Here is a 20,182-nt window from a genome sequence, read left to right as displayed (position 1 = left end):
AATAAACGGGGAATCCACATGCTGACAATCAAGCAAACTCTGACATCATTCGCTATCGTTGCTGCATTTGCTGCCGCTGGCGCTCAAGCTGCTACTGAAATCTACGTAACTAACAGCACCAACGTTTCTGAAGCCAATCCAGAAGGCGCTGTAAAGATTTCTGATGGTACTTGTGTACAAACTGGCTCTTGGACTGCAGAAGCAGCTAAGAGTGTTAAAGGTTGCCAAGGTTACGTAGCTCCAGTTGCACCTAAAGCTGCTGTTGTTGCACCAGTTGTTCCAGCTCCAGTTAAAACAACTAAAACTTTCGAATTGAAAGCAGATTACTTGTTTGATTTCAACAAATCTACGTTGAAACCAGCAGGTAAAGATGCATTGGATGCACTGTTTGCTGAAGTTCAAGCAATGGATCCTAAAGATGGTACTGCGACTGTAATTGGTTACACTGACCGCATCGGTTCTGACAAATACACACATGGTTCTATCTGAAAAACGTGCCAACACTGTACGTGACTACCTGTTGAGCAAAGGCGCTCCTGCAGACAAAGTAACTGCAATGGGTAAAGGTAAAGCTGATCCAGTAACTGGCGATACTTGCCAACAAAAAAATCGCGCTAAATTGATCGAGTGCTTGGCACCAGATCGTCGCGTTGTTGTTGAAATCACTGGCACTAAAGTTGTTGTTAAGTAATTAGCACTCAGTAATACTAAGCCCCGCCTCGGCGGGGCTTTTTTATTATTCAAACGGGATAAGCGACTCGATAATGAACAAACTACTTCAGCTCGTTTTAGTGGGAACAATTACTCTATTTCTTACATCAAAACCGGCCTTTGCTGATAACGTCTCAAAAATACAACAATACCTCAGCGGTACAATGTCACTAAACGCTCGCTTTACTCAAGAAGTAATCTCTAAAAACAATAAAATCCAAACCTCAAATGGGCAACTTAGCTTACTTCGCCCAGGTAAGTTTCGCTGGGTCTATGAAAAACCCTACCCACAAGAAATTATCAGCGACGGTAAACAAGTTTGGCTCTACGATGTCGATTTAGCACAAGTCACCATAAAACCAGTGAATAAAGCCCTTGAGGCCAGTCCTGCTGCAATTTTGGCCGGCGACAACAAACTAGAAACCAATTTCAATATCAAAAATTTACCTAGCCGTGCGGGGCTAGATTGGATTGAATTAATCCCGAAACAAAATGACAGTAGTTTTGCTCGAATTCGGATTGGCTTTAGCAACAACAATCTCAATCTATTAGAATTGGATGATCATTTTGGTCAAACCACTAAAATACAACTCAAGCAAATCATTCGAAACCAAGCCATAGATAGCAAACAGTTTAATTTCATCCCACCCAACGGGAGCGATATCATTCGTGAGTGATCTTTTTTACCCGCAAACCGATACAACCTCTTGCTGAAGTATTGCGACCCAAGTCAATTGACACCATTGTTGGGCAACAACATTTACTTGCACCAGGCAAACCCCTTGCGCTTGCTCTCGCAGGAGGAAAAGCGCACTCAATGATTTTTTGGGGACCACCTGGAGTCGGAAAAAACCACCTTAGCTCGTTTACTGGCTGATGCTTTCGATTGCGAACTTATTGCGCTCTCTGCTGTTTTTTCAGGTGTAAAAGACATCCGCCTAGCAATGGATGAAGCGGAACGGAACCAAAAAATCAACCGCCAAACTATTTTGTTTGTTGACGAAGTTCATCGCTTTAATAAATCGCAGCAAGATGCATTCTTGCCCTTTGTTGAGTCAGGACTGATTACTTTTATTGGTGCGACCACTGAAAACCCCTCATTTGAAGTCAATGCAGCATTACTTTCTCGCGCCCAAGTCTACGTTTTAAATCCGCTCAATACGCATGAACTCACGCAACTCATAGAAAGAGCCCAATCACACGTTACGCCTGCACTCACGATCAGCGCAGATGCATTTCCCGTTCTAGTTGACCTTGCTGATGGCGATGGACGCCGCTTACTTAATTTATTTGAACAAGCCAGCCAAGCAGCACACACCAGCAACAGAACAGATATAAGCGCAGCATTTTTAAGTGACGTGCTGAGCATCGGCAGCCGGCGTTTCGACAAAAATGGCGATCATTTTTATGATCAGATTTCAGCCTTACATAAATCGGTAAGGGGCTCGAACCCTGACGGCGCACTCTACTGGCTGTGTCGAATGCTCGATGGCGGTGCAGATGCACGATATTTAGCCCGCCGGATTGTTCGCATGGCTTGGGAAGACATCGGACTTGCCGACCCTCGTGCAATGCAAATTGCCAACGATGCCGCCACAACATATGAAAGATTAGGCTCGCCAGAGGGTGAATTAGCCCTCGCTCAGGCGGTCATCTATTTGGCTGTTGCGCCAAAATCCAACGCGGGTTATCTCGCCTTCAAAGCAGCAAAATCACTCGTCAAACAAGACAAATCTCGCGAAGTGCCTTTGCATTTACGGAACGCACCGACCCCATTAATGGCAAAACTTGGACATGGCCACGAATATCGCTACGCACATGACGAGGATGAAGCCTATGCAGCAGGAGAAACCTATCTACCTGATGACCTTGAAAAAATACAATTTTATCAGCCTAGCCCGCGGGGCCTAGAACAAAAAAATAAGCACCAAGATGACGCACCTTGCTGAACTTGATGCAATCTGGTTAGAAAAAAATGGGGCGACAAAAAAACCATACAATACATAGATTTAACCATTTACTCTTTTCAAACTTGCTTAATGCCTATTCATGACTATATTTATTAGCACGTAACATTATAGAAACAGACAAGAATAATTAAAATAGTACATTAAATTCTGAACCTCAAAACAAACACAAGCATTAAAAATCAAGCCCTCGATCTTGTTAATTATTGCATAGCAACTACTGCCTTATTGCTGTAGATTACCCTGTGTGTAAGTGTTTTACTATTATTTGTTTTGCCGTTTTACATTCTTTGTGCTGATGTATTTGTAATAATTATGTCAGCATTTTCTAAAAATAGAAGAGATACGAAAGGTAAATATTATGAGCACAGCTGAACGCAATGGTGAGCGCGCACTGATAGCGCCATTAGCAACACCGACCGACCTTGGCGCAGATGCCACACGCGATATCACTGCGGCCATGAACTTAATCTTGGCCGATGTTTTTGCCCTTTATTTAAAAACTAAAAATTTCCATTGGCATGTGAGTGGACCACACTTTCGTGATTGCCATCTGATGCTCGACGAGCAAGGTGACGAACTCTATGCAATGACGGATCCAATTGCTGAGCGCGTACGAAAAGTTGGTGGGCGCACACTCACCTCGATTGGACATATTGCACGTACTCAGCGCGTCCTAGATAACGATGCTGAATATGTACAGCCACTGGATATGCTGGCCGAACTCTGTGACGACAGCAAAAATCTTGTCGCTCGCATGCGAGAAGCACATAGCGTTTGTGATGAATACAACGACACAGCGACCGCTAGTATGCTTGAAGAATGGATTGATCAAGCAGAACGACGTACTTGGTTTCTATTTGAATCAAGCCGCCGAGGCTAATCTCATCCAACTCGTTAAATCGTCATACAATAAAAAAAGCGGTATCGGCAATAAGCCGATGCCGCTTTTCTATTGCATCACCAACAATCAATACTCATATCACACCCACAGCCAAGCACCATAAATATAGCAAAATCACGCAATAGGCTTCGAGCCAAGCATGCCTTGGTGTAAAATCAGCTAACCCTATTTCAGTGATGAATAAAATGCTCGACATCCAACTTTTACGTACCGACCTCGCCGCAGTAACCACTCGTTTAGCTGAACGAAAGTTCGTACTTGATGCGACCACATTCCAAAAACTAGAAGATGAGCGAAAAGTCTTGCAAACTCAAATGCAAGACTTGCAAGCCAAACGCAATGCCTCATCTAAGCAAATTGGTGCAGCCAAAGCCAAAGGTGAAGACGTCAGTATCATCATGGCAGAAGTCGCTAGTCTGGGTGACGAGCTAAAAGCCGCGGAGTCAGCATTCGCCCAACTCGCCGAACAACTTAATACTTTACTGCAATTGATTCCCAACTTGCCCGATGAATCAGTTCCCGCCGGTAAAGACGAAACCGAGAATGTTGAAGTTAGCCGCTGGGGAACGCTGCGCGCATTTAATTTCGAAATTAAAGACCATGTTGATTTAGGCGCCCCATTGGGCCTCGATTTTGAAACCGGCGCTAAATTATCAGGTAGTCGCTTTAGTTTACTACGTGGCTCAGTTGCTAAGCTGCATCGCGCGCTCGCGCAATTCATGCTAAATACCCACAGCAATGAGCATGGCTATGAAGAGATGTACACCCCATACATCGTTAACGATTCAGCGCTCTTTGGCACTGGTCAGCTCCCAAAATTTGCCGAAGACATGTTCAAAGTCACTCGCGGTGGTGATGAGGATGGCAATGTCGACCAATACCTCATTTCAACTTCTGAAATCACCTTAACCAATACGGTCGCTGGCGATATGCTCAAATCAGAGCAACTGCCAATTAAACTGACCGCCCACTCGCCTTGCTTTCGCTCAGAAGCCGGCTCTTACGGCCGTGACGTACGCGGCTTGATTCGCCAGCACCAATTTGACAAAGTAGAAATGGTACAAATTGTTCACCCGGATCATTCTGATGACGCCCTTGAAGAACTCGTAGGTCATGCAGAAAAAATCCTGCAACTACTTGAACTGCCATACAGAAAAGTATTACTTTGCACTGGCGATATGGGCTTTAGTAGCCAGAAAACCTATGATTTAGAAGTTTGGCTGCCCGCACAAAACACCTTTAGAGAAATCTCAAGTTGCTCCAACATGGGCGCATTTCAAGCTCGCCGGATGCAAACACGCTTTAAAAATGAGCAAGGCAAAAACGAAACTAGTCCATACCTTAAATGGTTCTGGTCTAGCAGTCGGTCGCACTTTAGTCGCCGTACTTGAGAACTACCAAAATGCAGATGGATCAATTACTGTACCTGCAGTGCTTCGCCCCTACCTCGGCGGCCGCGAACTACTGAGCGCCTAAGCTTATTCACGTATTACACAAAAGCGCACGTTTACGTGCGCTTTTTTTGCACCTTACTCCAAGCTCCGCTACTCTGTAGGGTCAATCACCCCTATCTGGCACCGTTCATGAGCTCGACCAGCATATGGCTTACACTAGCTGTAGTACTCTGTATTTTCGAAATATTCTCAAGTACCTTTTATATGATCGCCATCGCCATTGGTTTTCTTGCTGGTGCCGCGGCGGCGGCCTTCCAATTGCCTCTGCCATTGCAAATAGGCATGAGCGCACTCTTTGCATTAGTGAGCGCCTTTTTTATTCGCCACTGGAAACTAACTCACTTACAAAATGAAGTCCGCGACATTCACGATGAAATTGGCCAACGCGTCAGCATTGAAACTTGGCAAGATGAAAATCATGCCCGTGTTCGCTACCGAGGCAGCCAATGGGATGCCGTTCTCGCTCAAGATTGCCAACGCGGCGATGATGACTATTGGTACATCACAGCACAACACGGCGCAACACTCGAAATATCCAATAAAAAGCCACTTTAATCAGTCAAGGGAAACGTCATGCCATTTCAATTCACGTTAATTTTGCTCATTGCCGTTATTATTTTTATCGCCAAAACATTCAAAATCGTGCCACAACAAACAGCCCTCATCATTGAACGATTAGGCCGATTTCATGCAGTACTTGCCCCTGGTTTAAATTTTGTCATTCCTTTTGTAGATCGTGTCGCCTACAAACACTCCCTCAAAGAAATCCCACTCGATATTCCTAGCCAAGTTTGTATTACTCGTGACAATACACAACTCCAAGTGGATGGCATTTTATACTTTCAAGTTGTTGACCCAAAAATGGCTTCCTACGGCACGTCAGATTTTGTAATGGCAATCAGCCAGCTGGCACAAACGACCCTACGTTCAGTCATCGGCAAGCTTGAAATGGATAAAACCTTTGAAGAGCGTGACGACATTAATCGCACCGTTGTCGCGGCATTGGATGAAGCGGCCACGAGTTGGGGGGTCAAAGTACTCCGTTACGAAATCAAAGACCTGACTCCGCCACAAGCTATTTGCATTCGATGCAACAGCAAATTACTGCAGAGCGTGAAAAACGTGCCCGCATCGCCCAATCTGAAGGTGTTAAGCAAGAACAAATTAACTTAGCAACAGGACAAAGAGAAGCTGCAATTCAAAAATCACAAGGTGATATGCAAGCCAATATCAATCAATCAGAAGGCGAGCGCCAAGCACAAATCAATCGCGCCTCAGGTGAAGCCGAAGCTTTGCGTTTAGTTGCACATGCAACAGCAGAAGCCGTTTCGGTCGTCGCCAAAGCCATCGAATCTCCCGGCGGGCTAGAAGCCATTAACTTAAAAGTAGCCGAACAATACGTATCTGCATTTGGCAATATCGCCAAAACCAGCAATACGATGCTGCTGCCTAGCAATGCTGCTGATGTCGCTGGCATGGTTGCTACTGCAATGAGTGTTGTGAAAGCAGCAAACAAAGAAAAAACAAACTAAAGTAAATGCACCAACGCAGGAGCTTACTCATGGCTGATGAAAAATTTCGTTTAGTAACCCGCAGTGACTTTGATGGTCTGGTTTGTGCTGTACTGCTTAATGAACTTGAGATGATTGACGATATTTTGTTTGTTCATCCTAAAGACATGCAAGATGGCAAAGTCCCGATCACCAATCGGGATATCACCACCAATCTGCCCTATGTTGCGGAGGCTCATTTAGCTTTTGACCATCATTTTTCAGAAACACTTCGTAATGATGGCCAGCTTAACAACCATATTATTGATGCCAAAGCACCATCAGCAGCGCGAGTCGTGTTTGATTACTACGGTGGTCAAACTCGATTTGCAGGCATCAGTGACGAAATGATGCAAGCGGTGGATAAAGCCGATTCAGCTGAATTTAGCCGTGATGAGATCTTAAATCCCAAAAATTGGGTACTGCTCAATTATTTAATGGATGCGCGAACTGGCCTGGGACGCTTTCGAAGCTTTCGAATATCCAACTACCAATTAATGATGGATTTGATCAAGTACTGCCGTCATCATGGCATTTCAGACATTCTTACATTGCCAGACGTTGTCGAACGCGTTGAGTTATACATGGAACACGCCCCGCTCGCCAAAGAGCAGATTCAACGCTGCAGCCGAATTTATGACAATTTAGTCGTACTTGATTTACGTGAAGAAGAAACCATTTACGCCACAAATCGCTTTATGATCTATGCACTTTATCCACAATGTAACGTTTCAATTCATGTGATGTGGGGTCTACAAAAACAAAACACGGTTTTTGCCACCGGCAAGTCAATTATCAACCGATCTTCACAAACCAATATTGGCGAACTGATGCTTGAACACGGTGGCGGCGGTCATGAAAATGCCGGCACCTGCCAAATCGAAAACAATAAAGTCGATGAAGCATTGCGTGAATTAGCATTAAAAATCACCGCAGATGGCTAAGCTCAACCCGACTTTCTAAACCAAATAATGCCGCCCTGCGGCATTATTTATTTTGGATATCTCGCACCCTGCGTAGCCAACACACCATAGCGACCAATACAGGGTTGATAATCCACTTCATGATATGGAATCAATGCTTGATCAAGCTGTTGGTATAAATCGCCCAACGCCACCACCTGATATCCTTGCTCAATCCAACCTTTGAGCAAACGATTAAAATCATCCGCAGCCTGAATGCCATCAAAATCAGCCGCTGCGTTATATACATGCCCCCAAGGACTTTCATTTTTCGTTTGCGCCAAAATCAACTCAACCCGCTCATCCCTTGGTAACTCTTCTAGCATTGGCAAAGTAACCGGAAGCTGTAAGCAGCGCGATGTTTCAGCATTTACAACCGGCCAAAATGGATGACTTCCACGGGTATCGCTAGCAAAGCGCCAGCCCATCATCTGTTCAAGGCGATACACCGCCTTATTTGCCTGCCAGCCCTTAGCTGAGAATGCGACCGGATCACCGTTCATGCTTTGAGTAAACTGCGCATAGGCCTGTTTTAAATACTCGGCAGTCATCGCTGCAGGCAGTGATCTAATATCGTTTTGCCAAACATCATTGCGTAGTGGTCGCAAAGCATGCTCAAACGAATCTAAGTCTTGCCGTGCCAACGCTGCAGTTTTCGTGAGTGATGGAGCTGGCCATAAAGCCCCCCGACATAACGCCTTAACACCAAAGCGGTGTTTCAACGCCAGCATACTTGAACCGGAAACTCGCCTTAAGCGACTGCCTGGGAGTAAAAAACGACCGTTTTTTTCTATCCCTAAAGACCAAAAAAAAGTCGCACCACACGCATGCTCAGTTAAAATTTGCTGCAATCGAGGCAAGCCTCGTTCCATGGCCGATAAATTATCGACATCAATCTTTAAAGCAATCAGTTTCATTTGAGATTCGAGAAAAACAAGGGCAACAAAGCGTAAGTAGCACGCTTGACAGGCTGCTAGTGTACTACGAGACGAGGCAAAACTACTGCAATTGAATCGCCATGTAAATCAAATGCAGCAGTAAGGTGTAGTTGAATAAAGCTTATTGGTAGACCTGAATAATCTCTAAACCCAATTCATATAACTGCAATGCGGCAACGCGATGACTACGTTTAACACGAACTCGAGCAGAAAATGGCTCATTGCGCAAATCAAACGCCTGCACCGGCATAATGAAAATATCAAACTCCTCTTCTGGGCGCGGCACATACATTGTCTGTATTGTCATTCCAGTCACACTCAAATCAATACACTCACCATAAAAAGGCAAGCCCAAACCCAAAGGACGAATTTTAACTTTACAGCACACTTGCATTCGTAAAGCAACGCGCTGATCTTGCTCACGCAGGCCAATTTTCATATTTACGCTCTTATCGTCAAACGGCAGCTAAAGTCACTATTGCAGCTTAAAGCCCACTCCATTAAATGCAAAGCACCGAATATCAGACCAAGACAAAAAGTTAACACCCTCCCCCAAGCTAAGCAAACCGCCAATAAATCAAGACAAACACCGACCATCGTTACAATTCAAACAAACAATCACCCAATGCCAATATCATTTTCTTAAATTAAAACCATTTTTTTGCTACTTTTTTAAATTTTTTAACACGATTTAATTAACTGATTCATAAACACTTTCTAACAAAACAAGCATAAAATCGCACTTACTCAACGATTTTTAATTACAAAAGTGGTTGACGACCGAATCTGAAAATGATTTAATTCGGCCTCTCTCGAACGAGGGGTCGTTAGCTCAGTTGGTAGAGCGCCTGCCTTACAAGCAGGATGTCGGCGGTTCGACCCCGTCACGACCCCCACCACTTTTTAATAAGTGCGTTGGAAAGAATGCTTAATGTTGACACATTCAGCAGGTAGTAAAAGTTTGTTGGAGTGGTAGTTCAGTTGGTTAGAATACCGGCCTGTCACGCCGGGGGTCGCGGGTTCGAGTCCCGTCCACTCCGCCAACAATAAAAATGTAGCACAAAGGGTCGTTAGCTCAGTTGGTAGAGCGCCTGCCTTACAAGCAGGATGTCGGCGGTTCGACCCCGTCACGACCCACCAGTTTTAGTAAAGTTATACCACTGCGGAGTGGTAGTTCAGTTGGTTAGAATACCGGCCTGTCACGCCGGGGGTCGCGGGTTCGAGTCCCGTCCACTCCGCCACTAGTTTCAAAATGGGTCGTTAGCTCAGTTGGTAGAGCGCCTGCCTTACAAGCAGGATGTCGGCGGTTCGACCCCGTCACGACCCACCAGTTTTATTAAAAGTTATACCACTGCGGAGTGGTAGTTCAGTTGGTTAGAATACCGGCCTGTCACGCCGGGGGTCGCGGGTTCGAGTCCCGTCCACTCCGCCACTTAGTTTCAAAATGGGTCGTTAGCTCAGTTGGTAGAGCGCCTGCCTTACAAGCAGGATGTCGGCGGTTCGACCCCGTCACGACCCACCAGTTTCTATTAAATTGTTTTCAACAGTGTCGACTAGCCTGTTAAACAATTTATTATGCAGATCAGTTTATCTTTACCACTGCGGAGTGGTAGTTCAAGGCGGCGTAGATTAGCAACTTGAAACACTCAGCAAAGACAAGTTTAGTTAGTACCACTGCGGAGTGGTAGTTCAGTTGGTTAGAATACCGGCCTGTCACGCCGGGGGTCGCGGGTTCGAGTCCCGTCCACTCCGCCAAATCCCATCGCAGCATCCTGTTGTTTCTCCTCGTATTTACTTAAAATTTCATATTCAAGACATAGCAATCACGTTAAGATTGCAGCCATTCTATCTATTCAAATGGCATGCACTCATTGCTTATGACCCCAAATCCGTCTACGTCCAAACTCAAAGCACGCAGTCAAATTGGGCCAGCTCGTTTGCTCATTTATATCGCCATAAGCATGAGTCTGTTTATTTTGATAATGACTTTTGCGGCACAAAGCCAGACCACCTCAAATCAAGTGTTGATTGGCATTAACCTAGTGTTAATTCTAGCAACACTCATCACTGCACTTATTATTTCCAAGCCTAAAGCAGAAAAAGCCCCACTCATGAGTCAAAACAGCACGATAGTTCCTCCTGCTCAAGCCACTGATACACTCGCTGCTTTACCCGATTTAATTTGGACCATCGACTATGCCAGTCGCCGTGTCACCGCGCAAAACCAAGCACTGAACGACAATCATCCTGACGGCGTAGCGCAAAGCAAGCTGGCTATCTTGTTTCCTGCGCGTGTTTCACGCCAATTTTTAGAAAGTCTCATTAAAATTCAAAACACCCAGACCGCACAACGTTTTGAATATCAGTTAGACAACACCGAAATCACTTTTGAAGCGCGCTTAGCGCCGCTCACTTCGCGCAGCTGCGTAGTGATTATTCGCGACATTTCTAGCACCAAAGCAATTGAAGCGGCGCTTTTTCAACAACAACGCTTTACCCAGCAAATTTTAGATGCCAACCCGAGTCTAATTTTTGTTCGAGACAAACACCGCCGCTTTTTATTGGTCAATCAAGCAACGCAATCCTTACTGGGGCATGAGCTGCTAGTCCAATCCCATATGGGGGCTAGATGAAGATACCTCAATCCTAACCGCTGGCGATGATGACGTATTGCAGTATGGCAATACCGTGCGGCTCGAAGACCATTGCACACTGCACAATGGCCGAACACACTGGTTTGACCTCACCAAAATCCCACTCGAGCGTGAAGGGCAAATTTATATTTTGACCATTGCCATCGACATCACGCACCTCAAAGAATCCGAACAAGCCCAAGTCGGCACCAGCCATCTGGTTCGTGCCATGGCCGATGTGTTGCCACAGCCTTTCTTATTGGTTGAAAACGAAATCATTCAATTTGCCAATGTGGCCGCCTGCACACGGCTTGGCCTGAGCGCCGACAAAATCATTGGTGAATGCATTAGCCAGCTGGCGATGGGTGAAAATAAATACGCCAATCTCACGCACCTAAAAACCCCACAAGGCGAAGCCATCCATTGCGAGCTGTATAAAGTGGATCGGGGCAATCAAAACACCCACTTAATTACGCTGCATTAAGCCTTCTACCTAGGGTCTGTTGACGTTTGGTTTCCCGCCGCTGCTTACGTGCTTTTCGCGGCGAATCAAGGCGTAGTAAGCGATGCATAGTCATTCTATGTGAGCTTGCTACAACACAGAGTCGCCGCGAAAAGCGCCCAGCCCGCTGGGTTTGGCGGCTTTTGGCCTGATGCTGCGTTACCAAGCGCTGACGTAGAATGGCTACGCTGCGCGCTTCGTGCCTTGCCTCAGGCCAAATGCCGCGCAAACGCGGCTGGCAAACTAAACGTCAACAGACCCTAGAATCAGCGAGCAACATGCTAAAATTGCAGCTTTAGTGCCTTTTAAGCCTCGCTGCAATGAATCTGGATTTTCGCGCCCTACGCGCACACATCGCTGACTGTCTATCCAATGACTACCCCACGCTTTCTCGCCAACTCCAGCAATGCAGTGATCGGCAGAAAAAGCAGCAAGATTTCGCGCCGCAACTTGCAGAGCTGCAAGTCGGCATCGAGAGATCACTCGCCAAAGCCCAGCTGCGCCGAGAACGCCTACCCAAGCCTGAATACGACGACAGTCTGCCTGTCAATCAGCGGCGCGATGAAATCAAAGCGGCGATTGCCAAGCATCAAGTCGTGATTATTTGCGGTGAAACCGGCTCGGGTAAAACCACTCAACTACCGAAAATCTGCCTTGAACTGGGCCGTGGTGTCCGTGGACTGATTGGGCACACTCAGCCACGTCGCTTGGCGGCACGCTCGGTGGCCAGCCGTATCGCGCAAGAGCTCAATAGCGAAACCGGCAGCATCGTCGGCTATAAAGTGCGCTTTACTGATAAAAGCTCGCCATCGTCGTACATCAAATTGATGACCGACGGGATTTTGCTCGCCGAAACGCTGTCGGATCGCTACCTCAATCAATACGATACTATCATCATCGACGAGGCGCACGAGCGCAGCTTAAATATTGATTTCCTGCTCGGCTACCTCAAACAATTACTCCCGCGCCGCCCTGACCTCAAAGTCATCGTCACCTCGGCGACCATTGATTCAGATCGTTTTAGCCAGCATTTTAACAATGCGCCGGTGCTCGAAGTCTCGGGTCGCACCTTCCCAGTCGAAGTACGCTACAAAGCACTGGGCAGCACTGATGAAGACGACCAAGAAATCGAAATGGAAGAAGCCATCGCCCAAGCGGTGGATGATTTGTGGCGCAAAGACGGCAGCGGCGATGTGCTGGTGTTTTTGCCCGGCGAGCGCGAAATTCGCGAAACCGCCGAAGAACTACGCAAAGCCAAGCTGCGTGACGCAGAAATCCTGCCGCTATTTGCCCGATTATCCAATGAAGACCAGCAGCGGATCTTCCGCCCGAGCAGCACTGGGCGACGTATCGTGCTGGCGACCAATGTGGCCGAGACGTCCTTAACGGTACCGGGCATCCGATACGTCATCGACAGCGGCCAAGCGCGAATTAACCGCTACAGCCCGCGCGCCAAAGTCGAGCAATTGCTGATCGAAAAAATCTCGCAAGCCTCAGCTCGCCAGCGCGCAGGTCGCTGCGGGCGCGTCGCCAGCGGCATTTGCGTGCGCTTGTATTCCGAGCAAGATTTTTTGCTGCGTTCGGAATTTACCGATCCAGAAATCACCCGCTCCAGTTTAGCCGGCGTTATTTTGCGCATGGCCGCACTTAAACTCGGCAATGTCGATCAGTTTCCATTCTTAGAAGCGCCCGTCAAGCAAACTTATTTCTGATGGGTATCAACAGCTACGCGAATTAGGTGCTGTTACCGAGAGCGATACCCTCACTGATATCGGCCGACAATTATCCCGCCTGCCAGTAGACCCACGCGTTGGCCGCATGTTACTGGCTGGGCGCGACGAAGGCTGCCTGAAAGAAATGCTGATTATTACCTCGGGCTTGTCGCTACAAGATCCACGCGAGCGTCCGTATGATGCGCGTGCGGCAGCCGATCAAGCGCACGCCAAGTTTAATGAAGAAAAATCCGACTTTTTGTCGTATCTGCGTTTATGGGATTTCTTTGAAAAACTGCTGGCCGACAAAACCACCAACCGCCAGCTAGTCCAAGATTGCCACCGATCGTTCTTGTCCTACTTGCGCTTACGCGAATGGCGCGAACTACACAAACAATTGTCCGATATGGTGATTAGCGACGAGGCCAGCGATTCGCGCAGCCGCCATGCACCGTTCCGCCTGAACGAAAAACCCGCGACATTTGAGCAAATTCATAAAGCCTTGATGACCGGCTTGCTCGGCAATTTAGGCTTTAAACAACCGGAAAACGACGAATACCTTGGCGCTCGCGGCCTTAAATTTAATGTGTTTCCCGGCTCTAGCCTGAAAAAAGCTCGGCCTAAATGGATTGTCGCCGCAGAATTGGTGGAAACCAGCAAGCTGTACGCCCGCTGCGTTGCGGTGATTGAACCGGAATGGGTGGAAAAACTCGCGCCGCATCTCATCAAAAAACAATATTTTGATCCGCACTGGAGCAAAGACAGCGCGCAGGTAAATGCATCCCTACGTATCACGCTGTATGGCTTGCCGATTGTTGCGCGCCGGCAAGTACACTACGGAAGTATCAATCCAGCTGAAGCGCGCGAAATGTTTATTCGCGAAGCCTTAGTGCGCTTTAATTACAACTCAAAAGCCAAGTTTTTTGAGCATAACTTTGCCATGCTGCTCGACGTTGAAGAGCTCGAGCACAAAAGCCCGTCGCCAAGACGTCTTGGTCGATGAAAACGCCTTATTTGCTTTTTTTGACAATCGCATTCCGCAAGACATTGTTAATGGCGCCGGCTTTGAAGCTTGGCGTAAAGGCGCAGAAAAACTCAATCCGCAACTGCTGTATCTGCAAAAAGACGATTTAATGCAGCACAGCGCGGCCTCGGTGACTGAGGAGCAATACCCTGAGTTCTTCCGTCTGCATGATGTCAAACTGCCACTGGGGTATCGCTTTGAACCCGGCCACACCCTTGATGGTGTGACCATTACCCTGCCCTTACATTTACTGAATCGCGTCAATCACGCCACTTTTGATTGGCTGGTACCAGGGCTGATTCGCGAAAAAATCACGCTATTGATTAAATCGCTACCCAAATCAATCCGTCGCCTTTGCGTACCGGTGCCGGAATTTGCTACCAAAATGCTCACGGCACTGGAAACAGCCAGCCGTGAAGAACCGTTATTACCGCAACTGGCGCAATGCATTACCCGTGGCGTAGGCCAACCCGTGAGCGCTGACGAGCTCAACCCCAATGATTTGCCACTGCATTTGCGGATGAACTTCCGGGTGATCGACGATGCTGGGCAAGAACTCGCCCAAGGCCGTGACTTAATCGCGATTCGCGCCCAATTGGGCGAAGCCGCCCAACTCACCTTCCGCGATACGGCCGATGAAACCACCGGCATTGAAAAATCAGGCATTACCAAATGGGATTTTGGTGACCTACCCAATAAACTGAGCTTTCAGCGCCACGGCAAAGCCATGACCGGCTATCCCGGACTCGTGCCCCGATGAAGAAGTCGCCGCTGATGGTAGCCGCAAAGACTGCGTCGCCATCCGCTTATTTGATACCGAACATGCCGCCAATGAAGCCCACCGCGCCGGGGTGATTCGACTCTTGCAATTTGAGCTCAAAGATCACCTCAAACAACTACCAAAAAGCCTACCGAATTTTAATCAACTGGCGATTCATTTTCGCAGTCTTGGCAATAGCGACGAGCTGATGGCCGACGTGATTGCTTGTATTTGCAACCGCGCTTTTCTCGGTGACGATGAAGCGCCACGCAAAATGAAAGAATTTAACGAGCAAAAAAGCCGCGCTCGGGTGCGCCTCCCCTCGGTGCGGGATGGCGTATTGCGGATTTTGAATGAGATCGCCCCTGATTTTGTCGCCCTCAGTGGCTTGTTAGCCAAAGGTGGCAATATTCAAAATGAGCTTAAAACCCAATTGGCCACGCTGATTTATCCGGGATTTTTAAGCGCAACGCCGTGGGAGCAAATGCCGCGTTTACCGCTGTATATCAAAGCGATGAAAATACGCTTAGAAAAACGCGCACAAAACCCATCGCGAGACGGTCAACGTGGTGCCGAGGTCAATGAGCTCATGGCAAGGTATATCGCTGAAATCGGCAAGTGGCAAAAAGAAGGTCGTGATACCGCCAAATTACTGCCGTTTAGATGGATGATTGAAGAATTACGCATTGGCTTGTTTGCACAAGAATTAAAAACACCGTATCCGGTATCGCTCAAGCGCTTAAACAAAGTATGGGATGAGCTCACCAAACGCTAAATGGATACCATTTTGATTGAGAGCAGATGTTAAAAAATCAGGGTATTACCAGCTTGGCTTTTATTTAAAGCACATTGCTGGCAATACCCTGTTTATTTGTTGAGTTATTGACCGCGCCGTTTAACCAGCAGATGTCGCACTAGCATATTAAAATCAATGCAAACAATTCACTAGCGCTGATTTTTCTCGCATTCTGGCGCCACAGATTGATTTGGGAATACATTTTTTTTCCAAGGCAATAGCCAAGCGGCAATTGGGAAAAAAGTTGCGGCAAAAAGCACTAACATAAACCAGGTTTCGTCAGACATGATCGCCTCCTACGTGGGATTCATATCTTTATATTAAATGACCTATTCTTATTTTTTTATAAAAAAGTCAGCAACCCGTCTAAAAATGACATAAAGAAGACATTTTAAACGCAGTAAATGCGACAAAATAGTAAGTTGGTGTTGGCTAATCGCCGAGATCCCCCCTCAGCACCAGCACGACGTCGAATGTCGGCGTAAATATTACCCTTACCCTCCAAATAGTCGAACCGAACAAAGCCAACCGCAGGCTTTTATGGCAGCATTGCCCCCCTTCTGATTGAGGATAACGTTTTGATTGCTCTTGAATTATTAGTCGTCTTATCGGCGATCTTACTCGGTGCGCGAATATCCGGAATTGGCCTTGGCGTCATGGGCGGCCTAGGTTTGGCGATTTTGGTATTTGGTTTTGGTTTACAACCCACCTCCGCCCCTATTGATGTCATGCTGATGATTATCGCGGTCATCACCACGGCGGGCTGTTTACAAGCGGCCGGTGGTATGGATTTTCTGGTGCGTGTTGCCGAGAAAATCCTGCGCCGGAATCCGAAGCGAATTACTTTTTTTGCGCCTTTAGTCACCTACTGCTTCACTTTATTTGCCGGTACTGGCCATGTGGCGTATGCCGTTTTGCCGGTGATTGCCGAAGTCGCACATGAATCGGGCGTTCGCCCTGAGCGACCGTTATCAATTGCGGTGATTGCATCGCAAGCGGCGATTACCGCCAGCCCGATCTCTGCGGCAACCGTGGCGCTATTGGCTCTATTGTCGCCAGCGGGGATTCATTTAGGCGATATTTTGCAAATCGCGATTCCAGCGACCTTAATCGGCACGATGGCTGGCGCTTTAATGGCCAGCCGCCAAGGTTGCGAGCTGCATCTGGATCCGGTGTATCGCGAACGGCTAGAACGCGGCGATTTTGCACAAGAAAAAGACCGTGAACAAAGTGCACTACCGAAGGGGGCTCGCCGTTCCGTTTGGCTGTTTTTTGTGGCCGTCGTCAGCGTGGTGATGCTGGGCTCATTCCCTGAGCTGCGTCCATCGTGGGTGGTGGATGGCGCAACGATCAAACTCAATATGGCTCAAGCCATTGAGATGGTCATGCTCTCTGCGGCGGCATTGATTTTGATCTGCAGTAAAGTAAACCCTGAAGAAGTCATTAAAGGCTCGGTATTTCGCGCAGGTTCTGCTGCGGTAATCGGGATTTTTGGTGTGGCTTGGATGGGAGACACCTTTATTCAAGGCAATTTGGCGTTCTTCTCTCTGCTCAATTAAAGACATTGTGACTGCGCAGCCTTGGCTATTTGCCGTAGCGCTATTTGGAATGTCGATTTTATTGTATTCGCAAGCCGCCACGATTCGCGCCATGCTGCCACTCGGGATTGCTTTAGGGCTTCCAACACCGGCCTTGATTGCGATGTTCCCCAGTGTGAATGGTTATTTCTTTATCCCCAACTACCCCACCGTCATCGCTGCGATCAATTTTGACCGCACCGGAACGACGAAAATCGGCAAATACCTCCTCAATCACAGCTTTATGCTGCCCGGTTTGGTGTGCTCAATTACCTCGGTCAGTAGCGGTTTTATTTTGATTAAGTTTTTGTTTTAAATCTTAATCTCTATGCCAGTTCGCTCGATAACACCATCGGGCGGCTGGTATTGCTACACCACTCACTCCAAGATCCAGCGTATAAGCGCCCGCCTTTAAATCCGGCCACTTCCATTGCCAATAAATTATGGCAAGCAGTAACACCACTCCCGCACTGCTGCACCCATTCGGTACTTGGCACATCGCCCATTAAATCGCGCCATTCTTGGTGTAATTGTTCGCTCGATTTAAAGTAGCCCTGATCCAAATTCAGCATAAAAAAAACGATTTTTAGCCCCCGGAATATGTCCACCTAGCGGATCGAGTGTTTCTCCGCGCCCAGCAAATCGCTCGGCACTACGCGCATCAATCACGGTAAATTGCGGTACGCTTAAATTGGCCAACACCGCATCGACATTCACAATGTAATCTGGCTGCAGCTGAACGAGGAATTCTTTTTGAGCTGGCATTGTTGCAGGCCCTGACGCGAGCGCGCCTTCGGCTTGCAGCCAAGCAGCCCAACCACCATCGAGAACTTGGCAACGTTCAAACCCGAGCCAACGCAGCAAAAACCATAGTCGCGCCGCAAACGGGCCGCCGCTGGCATCGTAGGCAACAACATGGCTTTGTGCATCAATCCCTAAGGCACCGAGTTTTTTAGCCAATAGCGCAGGGTCCGGCAGTGGGTGACGACCATTTTTGCCCGTCAATACGCCAGCAAGGTCTTCATCTAAATGCAAAAAATAGGCACCCTTAATATGCGACGCCAGATAGGCATTACGCCCTGCTTGTGGATCACTTAAATCATGCCGGCAGTCAATAATCACCCGTTTCGGGTCATTAAACTGCTGTTGTAACTGCTGAACGCTAATCACTGCATGCATGGGTATTTCCTTGTCAGTTAGAGGATCAAAGGGTTACTTAATCATACCCCTAAGCCTGATTCAATACAGTCGCGTTGTCGGCAACTGTCGTCATCAGCCAACGCCGCTAGGCGTAAAAAAACCGCCTTAACTTCAGGCGGTTTTGCGGTGAATATCAATTTAACAAGGGCATTTACTCAGCTTGCCACTTTTGCCCGGATAACGCGCGTCGATGGCGGCCCGATAAAACGCTTTTTTATCCATTGGCGTTAATTCCGGATGCTTAGTCGCCATATGGGCCAAATAGTGCGCGTAATCTTGCACCCCGACCATCAAGCGAAAAGTCTGCTGAATGCGTGCCAACACCAGTAACGGCGCCTTAGGCATTGGCAGTCGCCTCATCACCACGCAGCAGCAACTCAGCTTCTTGTACCGTTGAATGCTCCGCCTGCCATGCTTTATGAATCACCCGCAGTGCGGCCAACAGCATGGTGATGACAATCGCCATAAAAATCGCGCACAGACTGGCATTGACGTAATCATTAACGATGATTTGCTGCATTTGCACTGCGGTTTTTGCTGGAGCGAGTAACTCACCTTGCGCCAGTGCCGCTTTGAATTTATCGGCATGCGCCAAAAAGCCGATTTTCGGACTGGCATTAAATAATTTATGCCAACCTGCCGTCATCGTGATCACTAAAATCCACAAGGTAGGTAATAAAGTCACCCAGATATAACGCTGCTTTTTCATTTTTACCAACACCGTGGTCGCCAAAATCAGCGCAATCCCCGCCAGCATTTGATTGGCAATCCCAAATAAAGGCCACAAGGTATTAATCCCGCCGAGTGGATCAATTACCCCTTGGTACAAAAAAGTAGCCCCAGCCCGATACCGCCAGCGTGGTGGCAATCAAGTTTGCCGGCCAGCTTTGCGTATTACCTAATGCCGGAACAAATGTGCCGAGTAAATCCTGAATCATAAATCGGCAAACACGGGTACCGGCATCGATGGTGGTTAAAATAAACAGCGCTTCAAACAAAATGGCAAAGTGATACCAAAAAGCCATCGCTGTAGGGCCGCCAAAGACTTGGCTTAAAATATGCGCCATGCCAACGGCCAATGTTGGCGCGCCGCCGGCACGGCTCAAGATCGTGGTTTCACCGACATCTTTGGCCATTTGCGTCAGCATTTCAGGGGTAATGACATAGCCCCAGCCCGAAATGACCGTGGCGGCTTCAGCTGCGGTTTTGCCAATCAGCGCCGCAGGCGCATTCATCGCAAATATAAATCCCCGGCTCAAGCACGCAAGCGGCAATCAAAGCCATCACCGCCACAAAGGATTCCATCAACATCGCGCCATAACCAATCGGCCGAATATGGCTTTCGCGCTCGATCATTTTTGGCGTGGTGCCTGACGCTACCAGCGCATGAAATCCCGATACGGCACCACAGGCAATGGTGATAAACAAAAAACGGGAAAATATTACCGGCAAACACCGGACCAGAACCATCAATAAACTGCGTCACACTAGG

The 20,182-nt window shown here is 47.7% G+C and carries 22 protein-coding genes, 8 tRNA genes and 4 pseudogenes; 25 read left to right on the top strand and 9 right to left on the bottom strand.

The window, feature by feature from the left end; translation table 11 throughout:
* Nucleotides 1–18: 18 nt before the first annotated feature.
* The 9 genes and pseudogenes from GKO28_RS21705 (at nt 19) to GKO28_RS14260 (ending at nt 7,530) form a co-directional block, all read left to right on the top strand.
* The gene (locus tag GKO28_RS21705) at nt 19–489 is read left to right on the top strand and encodes a hypothetical protein (protein ID WP_282099316.1); all 471 of its coding nucleotides are present in this window, start codon (nt 19–21) and stop codon (nt 487–489) included.
* The gene (locus tag GKO28_RS21700; RefSeq protein ID WP_282099315.1) at nt 476–691 is read left to right on the top strand and encodes an OmpA family protein; all 216 of its coding nucleotides are present in this window, start codon (nt 476–478) and stop codon (nt 689–691) included. The genes GKO28_RS21705 and GKO28_RS21700 overlap by 14 nt, the downstream gene beginning before the upstream one ends.
* A gap of 73 nt (nt 692–764) precedes the next feature.
* Nucleotides 765–1,388, top strand: a complete 624-nt coding sequence (gene lolA, locus GKO28_RS14290) for an outer membrane lipoprotein chaperone LolA (RefSeq protein WP_182076742.1) — start codon at nt 765–767, stop codon at nt 1,386–1,388.
* Nucleotides 1,385–2,718, top strand: a pseudogene (locus tag GKO28_RS14285) (replication-associated recombination protein A). Before lolA ends, GKO28_RS14285 begins: the two are co-directional and overlap by 4 nt.
* Nucleotides 2,719–3,039: 321 nt before the next feature.
* On the top strand, nt 3,040–3,561 hold the full coding sequence (locus tag GKO28_RS14280) for a Dps family protein (RefSeq protein WP_182076741.1): 522 nt from the start codon (nt 3,040–3,042) through the stop codon (nt 3,559–3,561).
* 206 nt (nt 3,562–3,767) lie between these two features.
* Nucleotides 3,768–5,058: pseudogene (serS, locus tag GKO28_RS14275) on the top strand (serine--tRNA ligase).
* A gap of 182 nt (nt 5,059–5,240) precedes the next feature.
* Nucleotides 5,241–5,591 (top strand): NfeD family protein, encoded by a 351-nt coding sequence (locus GKO28_RS14270; protein WP_182076739.1) that lies wholly within the window; start codon nt 5,241–5,243, stop codon nt 5,589–5,591.
* Nucleotides 5,592–5,609: 18 nt separating this feature from the next.
* Nucleotides 5,610–6,568, top strand: a pseudogene (locus GKO28_RS14265) (SPFH domain-containing protein).
* A gap of 29 nt (nt 6,569–6,597) precedes the next feature.
* Nucleotides 6,598–7,530 (top strand): exopolyphosphatase, encoded by a 933-nt coding sequence (locus tag GKO28_RS14260; protein WP_182076738.1) that lies wholly within the window; start codon nt 6,598–6,600, stop codon nt 7,528–7,530.
* A gap of 47 nt (nt 7,531–7,577) precedes the next feature.
* Here GKO28_RS14260 and GKO28_RS14255 read toward each other — a convergent pair whose 3' ends face one another.
* On the bottom strand, nt 7,578–8,465 hold the full coding sequence (locus tag GKO28_RS14255; protein ID WP_182076736.1) for a hypothetical protein: 888 nt from the start codon (nt 8,463–8,465) through the stop codon (nt 7,578–7,580).
* Between the two features lie 142 nt (nt 8,466–8,607).
* Nucleotides 8,608–8,925, bottom strand: coding sequence for a PilZ domain-containing protein (locus GKO28_RS14250; protein ID WP_182076735.1), 318 nt, complete (start codon nt 8,923–8,925; stop codon nt 8,608–8,610).
* A 382-nt stretch (nt 8,926–9,307) separates the two neighbouring features.
* Between GKO28_RS14250 and GKO28_RS14245 the strand changes: the two genes are divergently transcribed.
* From GKO28_RS14245 to GKO28_RS21690, 14 genes and pseudogenes are all read left to right on the top strand, one after another.
* Nucleotides 9,308–9,380: transfer RNA gene (locus GKO28_RS14245), tRNA-Val, on the top strand.
* A 72-nt stretch (nt 9,381–9,452) separates the two neighbouring features.
* Nucleotides 9,453–9,529, top strand: a tRNA-Asp gene (locus GKO28_RS14240).
* Between the two features lie 21 nt (nt 9,530–9,550).
* Nucleotides 9,551–9,626 (top strand) — tRNA-Val (locus tag GKO28_RS14235).
* A gap of 24 nt (nt 9,627–9,650) precedes the next feature.
* A tRNA-Asp gene (locus tag GKO28_RS14230) sits at nt 9,651–9,727 on the top strand.
* Between the two features lie 13 nt (nt 9,728–9,740).
* A tRNA-Val gene (locus GKO28_RS14225) sits at nt 9,741–9,816 on the top strand.
* 25 nt (nt 9,817–9,841) lie between these two features.
* Nucleotides 9,842–9,918 (top strand) — tRNA-Asp (locus GKO28_RS14220).
* A 14-nt stretch (nt 9,919–9,932) separates the two neighbouring features.
* A tRNA-Val gene (locus GKO28_RS14215) sits at nt 9,933–10,008 on the top strand.
* Between the two features lie 156 nt (nt 10,009–10,164).
* Nucleotides 10,165–10,241, top strand: a tRNA-Asp gene (locus GKO28_RS14210).
* A 206-nt stretch (nt 10,242–10,447) separates the two neighbouring features.
* Entirely contained in the window at nt 10,448–11,119 is a 672-nt protein-coding gene (locus GKO28_RS14205) for a PAS domain-containing protein (RefSeq protein ID WP_182076733.1), read from the top strand.
* The gene (locus GKO28_RS14200; RefSeq protein ID WP_307839112.1) at nt 11,103–11,603 is read left to right on the top strand and encodes a PAS domain-containing protein; all 501 of its coding nucleotides are present in this window, start codon (nt 11,103–11,105) and stop codon (nt 11,601–11,603) included. The genes GKO28_RS14205 and GKO28_RS14200 overlap by 17 nt, the downstream gene beginning before the upstream one ends.
* 338 nt (nt 11,604–11,941) lie before the next feature.
* Nucleotides 11,942–13,367 (top strand): annotated as a pseudogene (gene hrpA, locus GKO28_RS20290) (ATP-dependent RNA helicase HrpA); the annotation flags it as partial.
* Between the two features lie 72 nt (nt 13,368–13,439).
* Nucleotides 13,440–14,336, top strand: a complete 897-nt coding sequence (locus tag GKO28_RS22380) for a DUF3418 domain-containing protein (protein WP_374220770.1) — start codon at nt 13,440–13,442, stop codon at nt 14,334–14,336.
* Nucleotides 14,287–15,117 (top strand): DUF3418 domain-containing protein, encoded by an 831-nt coding sequence (locus GKO28_RS21695; protein WP_203564178.1) that lies wholly within the window; start codon nt 14,287–14,289, stop codon nt 15,115–15,117. Before GKO28_RS22380 ends, GKO28_RS21695 begins: the two co-directional genes overlap by 50 nt.
* On the top strand, nt 15,095–15,892 hold the full coding sequence (locus tag GKO28_RS21690; RefSeq protein ID WP_203564321.1) for a DUF3418 domain-containing protein: 798 nt from the start codon (nt 15,095–15,097) through the stop codon (nt 15,890–15,892). Before GKO28_RS21695 ends, GKO28_RS21690 begins: the two co-directional genes overlap by 23 nt.
* Nucleotides 15,893–16,062: 170 nt before the next feature.
* Here GKO28_RS21690 and GKO28_RS14180 read toward each other — a convergent pair whose 3' ends face one another.
* Nucleotides 16,063–16,200 carry a hypothetical protein gene (locus tag GKO28_RS14180; RefSeq protein ID WP_173531918.1) on the bottom strand — a complete coding sequence of 46 codons (138 nt, stop codon included), beginning with the start codon at nt 16,198–16,200 and terminating at the stop codon, nt 16,063–16,065.
* A gap of 291 nt (nt 16,201–16,491) precedes the next feature.
* Between GKO28_RS14180 and GKO28_RS14175 the strand changes: the two genes are divergently transcribed.
* Nucleotides 16,492–17,472, top strand: coding sequence for an anaerobic C4-dicarboxylate transporter family protein (locus tag GKO28_RS14175; protein ID WP_307839031.1), 981 nt, complete (start codon nt 16,492–16,494; stop codon nt 17,470–17,472).
* Nucleotides 17,473–17,479: 7 nt separating this feature from the next.
* Complete coding sequence (locus GKO28_RS22375; RefSeq protein ID WP_307839030.1) at nt 17,480–17,806, top strand: anaerobic C4-dicarboxylate transporter family protein; 327 nt, start codon at nt 17,480–17,482, stop codon at nt 17,804–17,806.
* A 10-nt stretch (nt 17,807–17,816) separates the two neighbouring features.
* Here the strand turns inward: GKO28_RS22375 and GKO28_RS20270 are convergent, their stop codons facing one another.
* The 6 genes from GKO28_RS20270 to GKO28_RS21675 all read right to left on the bottom strand — a co-directional run bounded on the left by GKO28_RS20270 (nt 17,817) and on the right by GKO28_RS21675 (nt 20,142).
* The gene (locus tag GKO28_RS20270) at nt 17,817–18,062 is read right to left on the bottom strand and encodes a sulfurtransferase (RefSeq protein WP_247646561.1); all 246 of its coding nucleotides are present in this window, start codon (nt 18,060–18,062) and stop codon (nt 17,817–17,819) included.
* Complete coding sequence (locus GKO28_RS14170) at nt 18,034–18,669, bottom strand: sulfurtransferase (protein ID WP_247646560.1); 636 nt, start codon at nt 18,667–18,669, stop codon at nt 18,034–18,036. Before GKO28_RS14170 ends, GKO28_RS20270 begins: the two co-directional genes overlap by 29 nt.
* Before the next feature lie 159 nt (nt 18,670–18,828).
* Nucleotides 18,829–19,035, bottom strand: a complete 207-nt coding sequence (locus GKO28_RS14165) for a YbdD/YjiX family protein (protein WP_203564177.1) — start codon at nt 19,033–19,035, stop codon at nt 18,829–18,831.
* Nucleotides 19,028–19,519 (bottom strand): carbon starvation CstA family protein, encoded by a 492-nt coding sequence (locus GKO28_RS21685; protein ID WP_282099314.1) that lies wholly within the window; start codon nt 19,517–19,519, stop codon nt 19,028–19,030. Before GKO28_RS21685 ends, GKO28_RS14165 begins: the two co-directional genes overlap by 8 nt.
* Nucleotides 19,500–19,925, bottom strand: a complete 426-nt coding sequence (locus GKO28_RS21680) for a carbon starvation CstA family protein (RefSeq protein ID WP_282099313.1) — start codon at nt 19,923–19,925, stop codon at nt 19,500–19,502. The genes GKO28_RS21685 and GKO28_RS21680 overlap by 20 nt, the downstream gene beginning before the upstream one ends.
* The gene (locus tag GKO28_RS21675; protein WP_282099311.1) at nt 19,885–20,142 is read right to left on the bottom strand and encodes a carbon starvation CstA family protein; all 258 of its coding nucleotides are present in this window, start codon (nt 20,140–20,142) and stop codon (nt 19,885–19,887) included. Before GKO28_RS21675 ends, GKO28_RS21680 begins: the two co-directional genes overlap by 41 nt.
* Nucleotides 20,143–20,182 lie beyond the last annotated feature (40 nt).

It is taken from the genome of Deefgea sp. CFH1-16 (assembly GCF_016881365.1).
GTDB lineage: Bacteria > Pseudomonadota > Gammaproteobacteria > Burkholderiales > Chitinibacteraceae > Deefgea.
Note: the sequence above shows the minus strand (reverse complement) of the source record. Positions and strands in the feature narration are given on the sequence as shown.

Excerpts from the sequence above, each read along its gene's own strand:
- GKO28_RS20270 (WP_247646561.1), bottom strand. The coding sequence starts at position 18,062 with ATGCTGAATTTGGATCAGGGCTACTTTAAATCGAGCGAACAATTACAC.
- GKO28_RS14170 (WP_247646560.1), bottom strand. The coding sequence starts at position 18,669 with ATGCATGCAGTGATTAGCGTTCAGCAGTTACAACAGCAGTTTAATGAC.
- GKO28_RS14250 (WP_182076735.1), bottom strand. The coding sequence starts at position 8,925 with ATGAAAATTGGCCTGCGTGAGCAAGATCAGCGCGTTGCTTTACGAATG.
- GKO28_RS14165 (WP_203564177.1), bottom strand. The coding sequence starts at position 19,035 with ATGCCTAAGGCGCCGTTACTGGTGTTGGCACGCATTCAGCAGACTTTT.
- GKO28_RS14260 (WP_182076738.1), top strand. The coding sequence starts at position 6,598 with ATGGCTGATGAAAAATTTCGTTTAGTAACCCGCAGTGACTTTGATGGT.
- GKO28_RS14270 (WP_182076739.1), top strand. The coding sequence starts at position 5,241 with ATGATCGCCATCGCCATTGGTTTTCTTGCTGGTGCCGCGGCGGCGGCC.
- GKO28_RS14280 (WP_182076741.1), top strand. The coding sequence starts at position 3,040 with ATGAGCACAGCTGAACGCAATGGTGAGCGCGCACTGATAGCGCCATTA.
- GKO28_RS21700 (WP_282099315.1), top strand. The coding sequence starts at position 476 with ATGGTTCTATCTGAAAAACGTGCCAACACTGTACGTGACTACCTGTTG.
- GKO28_RS21705 (WP_282099316.1), top strand. The coding sequence starts at position 19 with ATGCTGACAATCAAGCAAACTCTGACATCATTCGCTATCGTTGCTGCA.
- GKO28_RS14205 (WP_182076733.1), top strand. The coding sequence starts at position 10,448 with ATGAGTCTGTTTATTTTGATAATGACTTTTGCGGCACAAAGCCAGACC.
- GKO28_RS21680 (WP_282099313.1), bottom strand. The coding sequence starts at position 19,925 with ATGAATGCGCCTGCGGCGCTGATTGGCAAAACCGCAGCTGAAGCCGCC.
- GKO28_RS14255 (WP_182076736.1), bottom strand. The coding sequence starts at position 8,465 with ATGAAACTGATTGCTTTAAAGATTGATGTCGATAATTTATCGGCCATG.
- GKO28_RS22380 (WP_374220770.1), top strand. The coding sequence starts at position 13,440 with ATGTTACTGGCTGGGCGCGACGAAGGCTGCCTGAAAGAAATGCTGATT.
- GKO28_RS14180 (WP_173531918.1), bottom strand. The coding sequence starts at position 16,200 with ATGTCTGACGAAACCTGGTTTATGTTAGTGCTTTTTGCCGCAACTTTT.
- lolA (WP_182076742.1), top strand. The coding sequence starts at position 765 with ATGAACAAACTACTTCAGCTCGTTTTAGTGGGAACAATTACTCTATTT.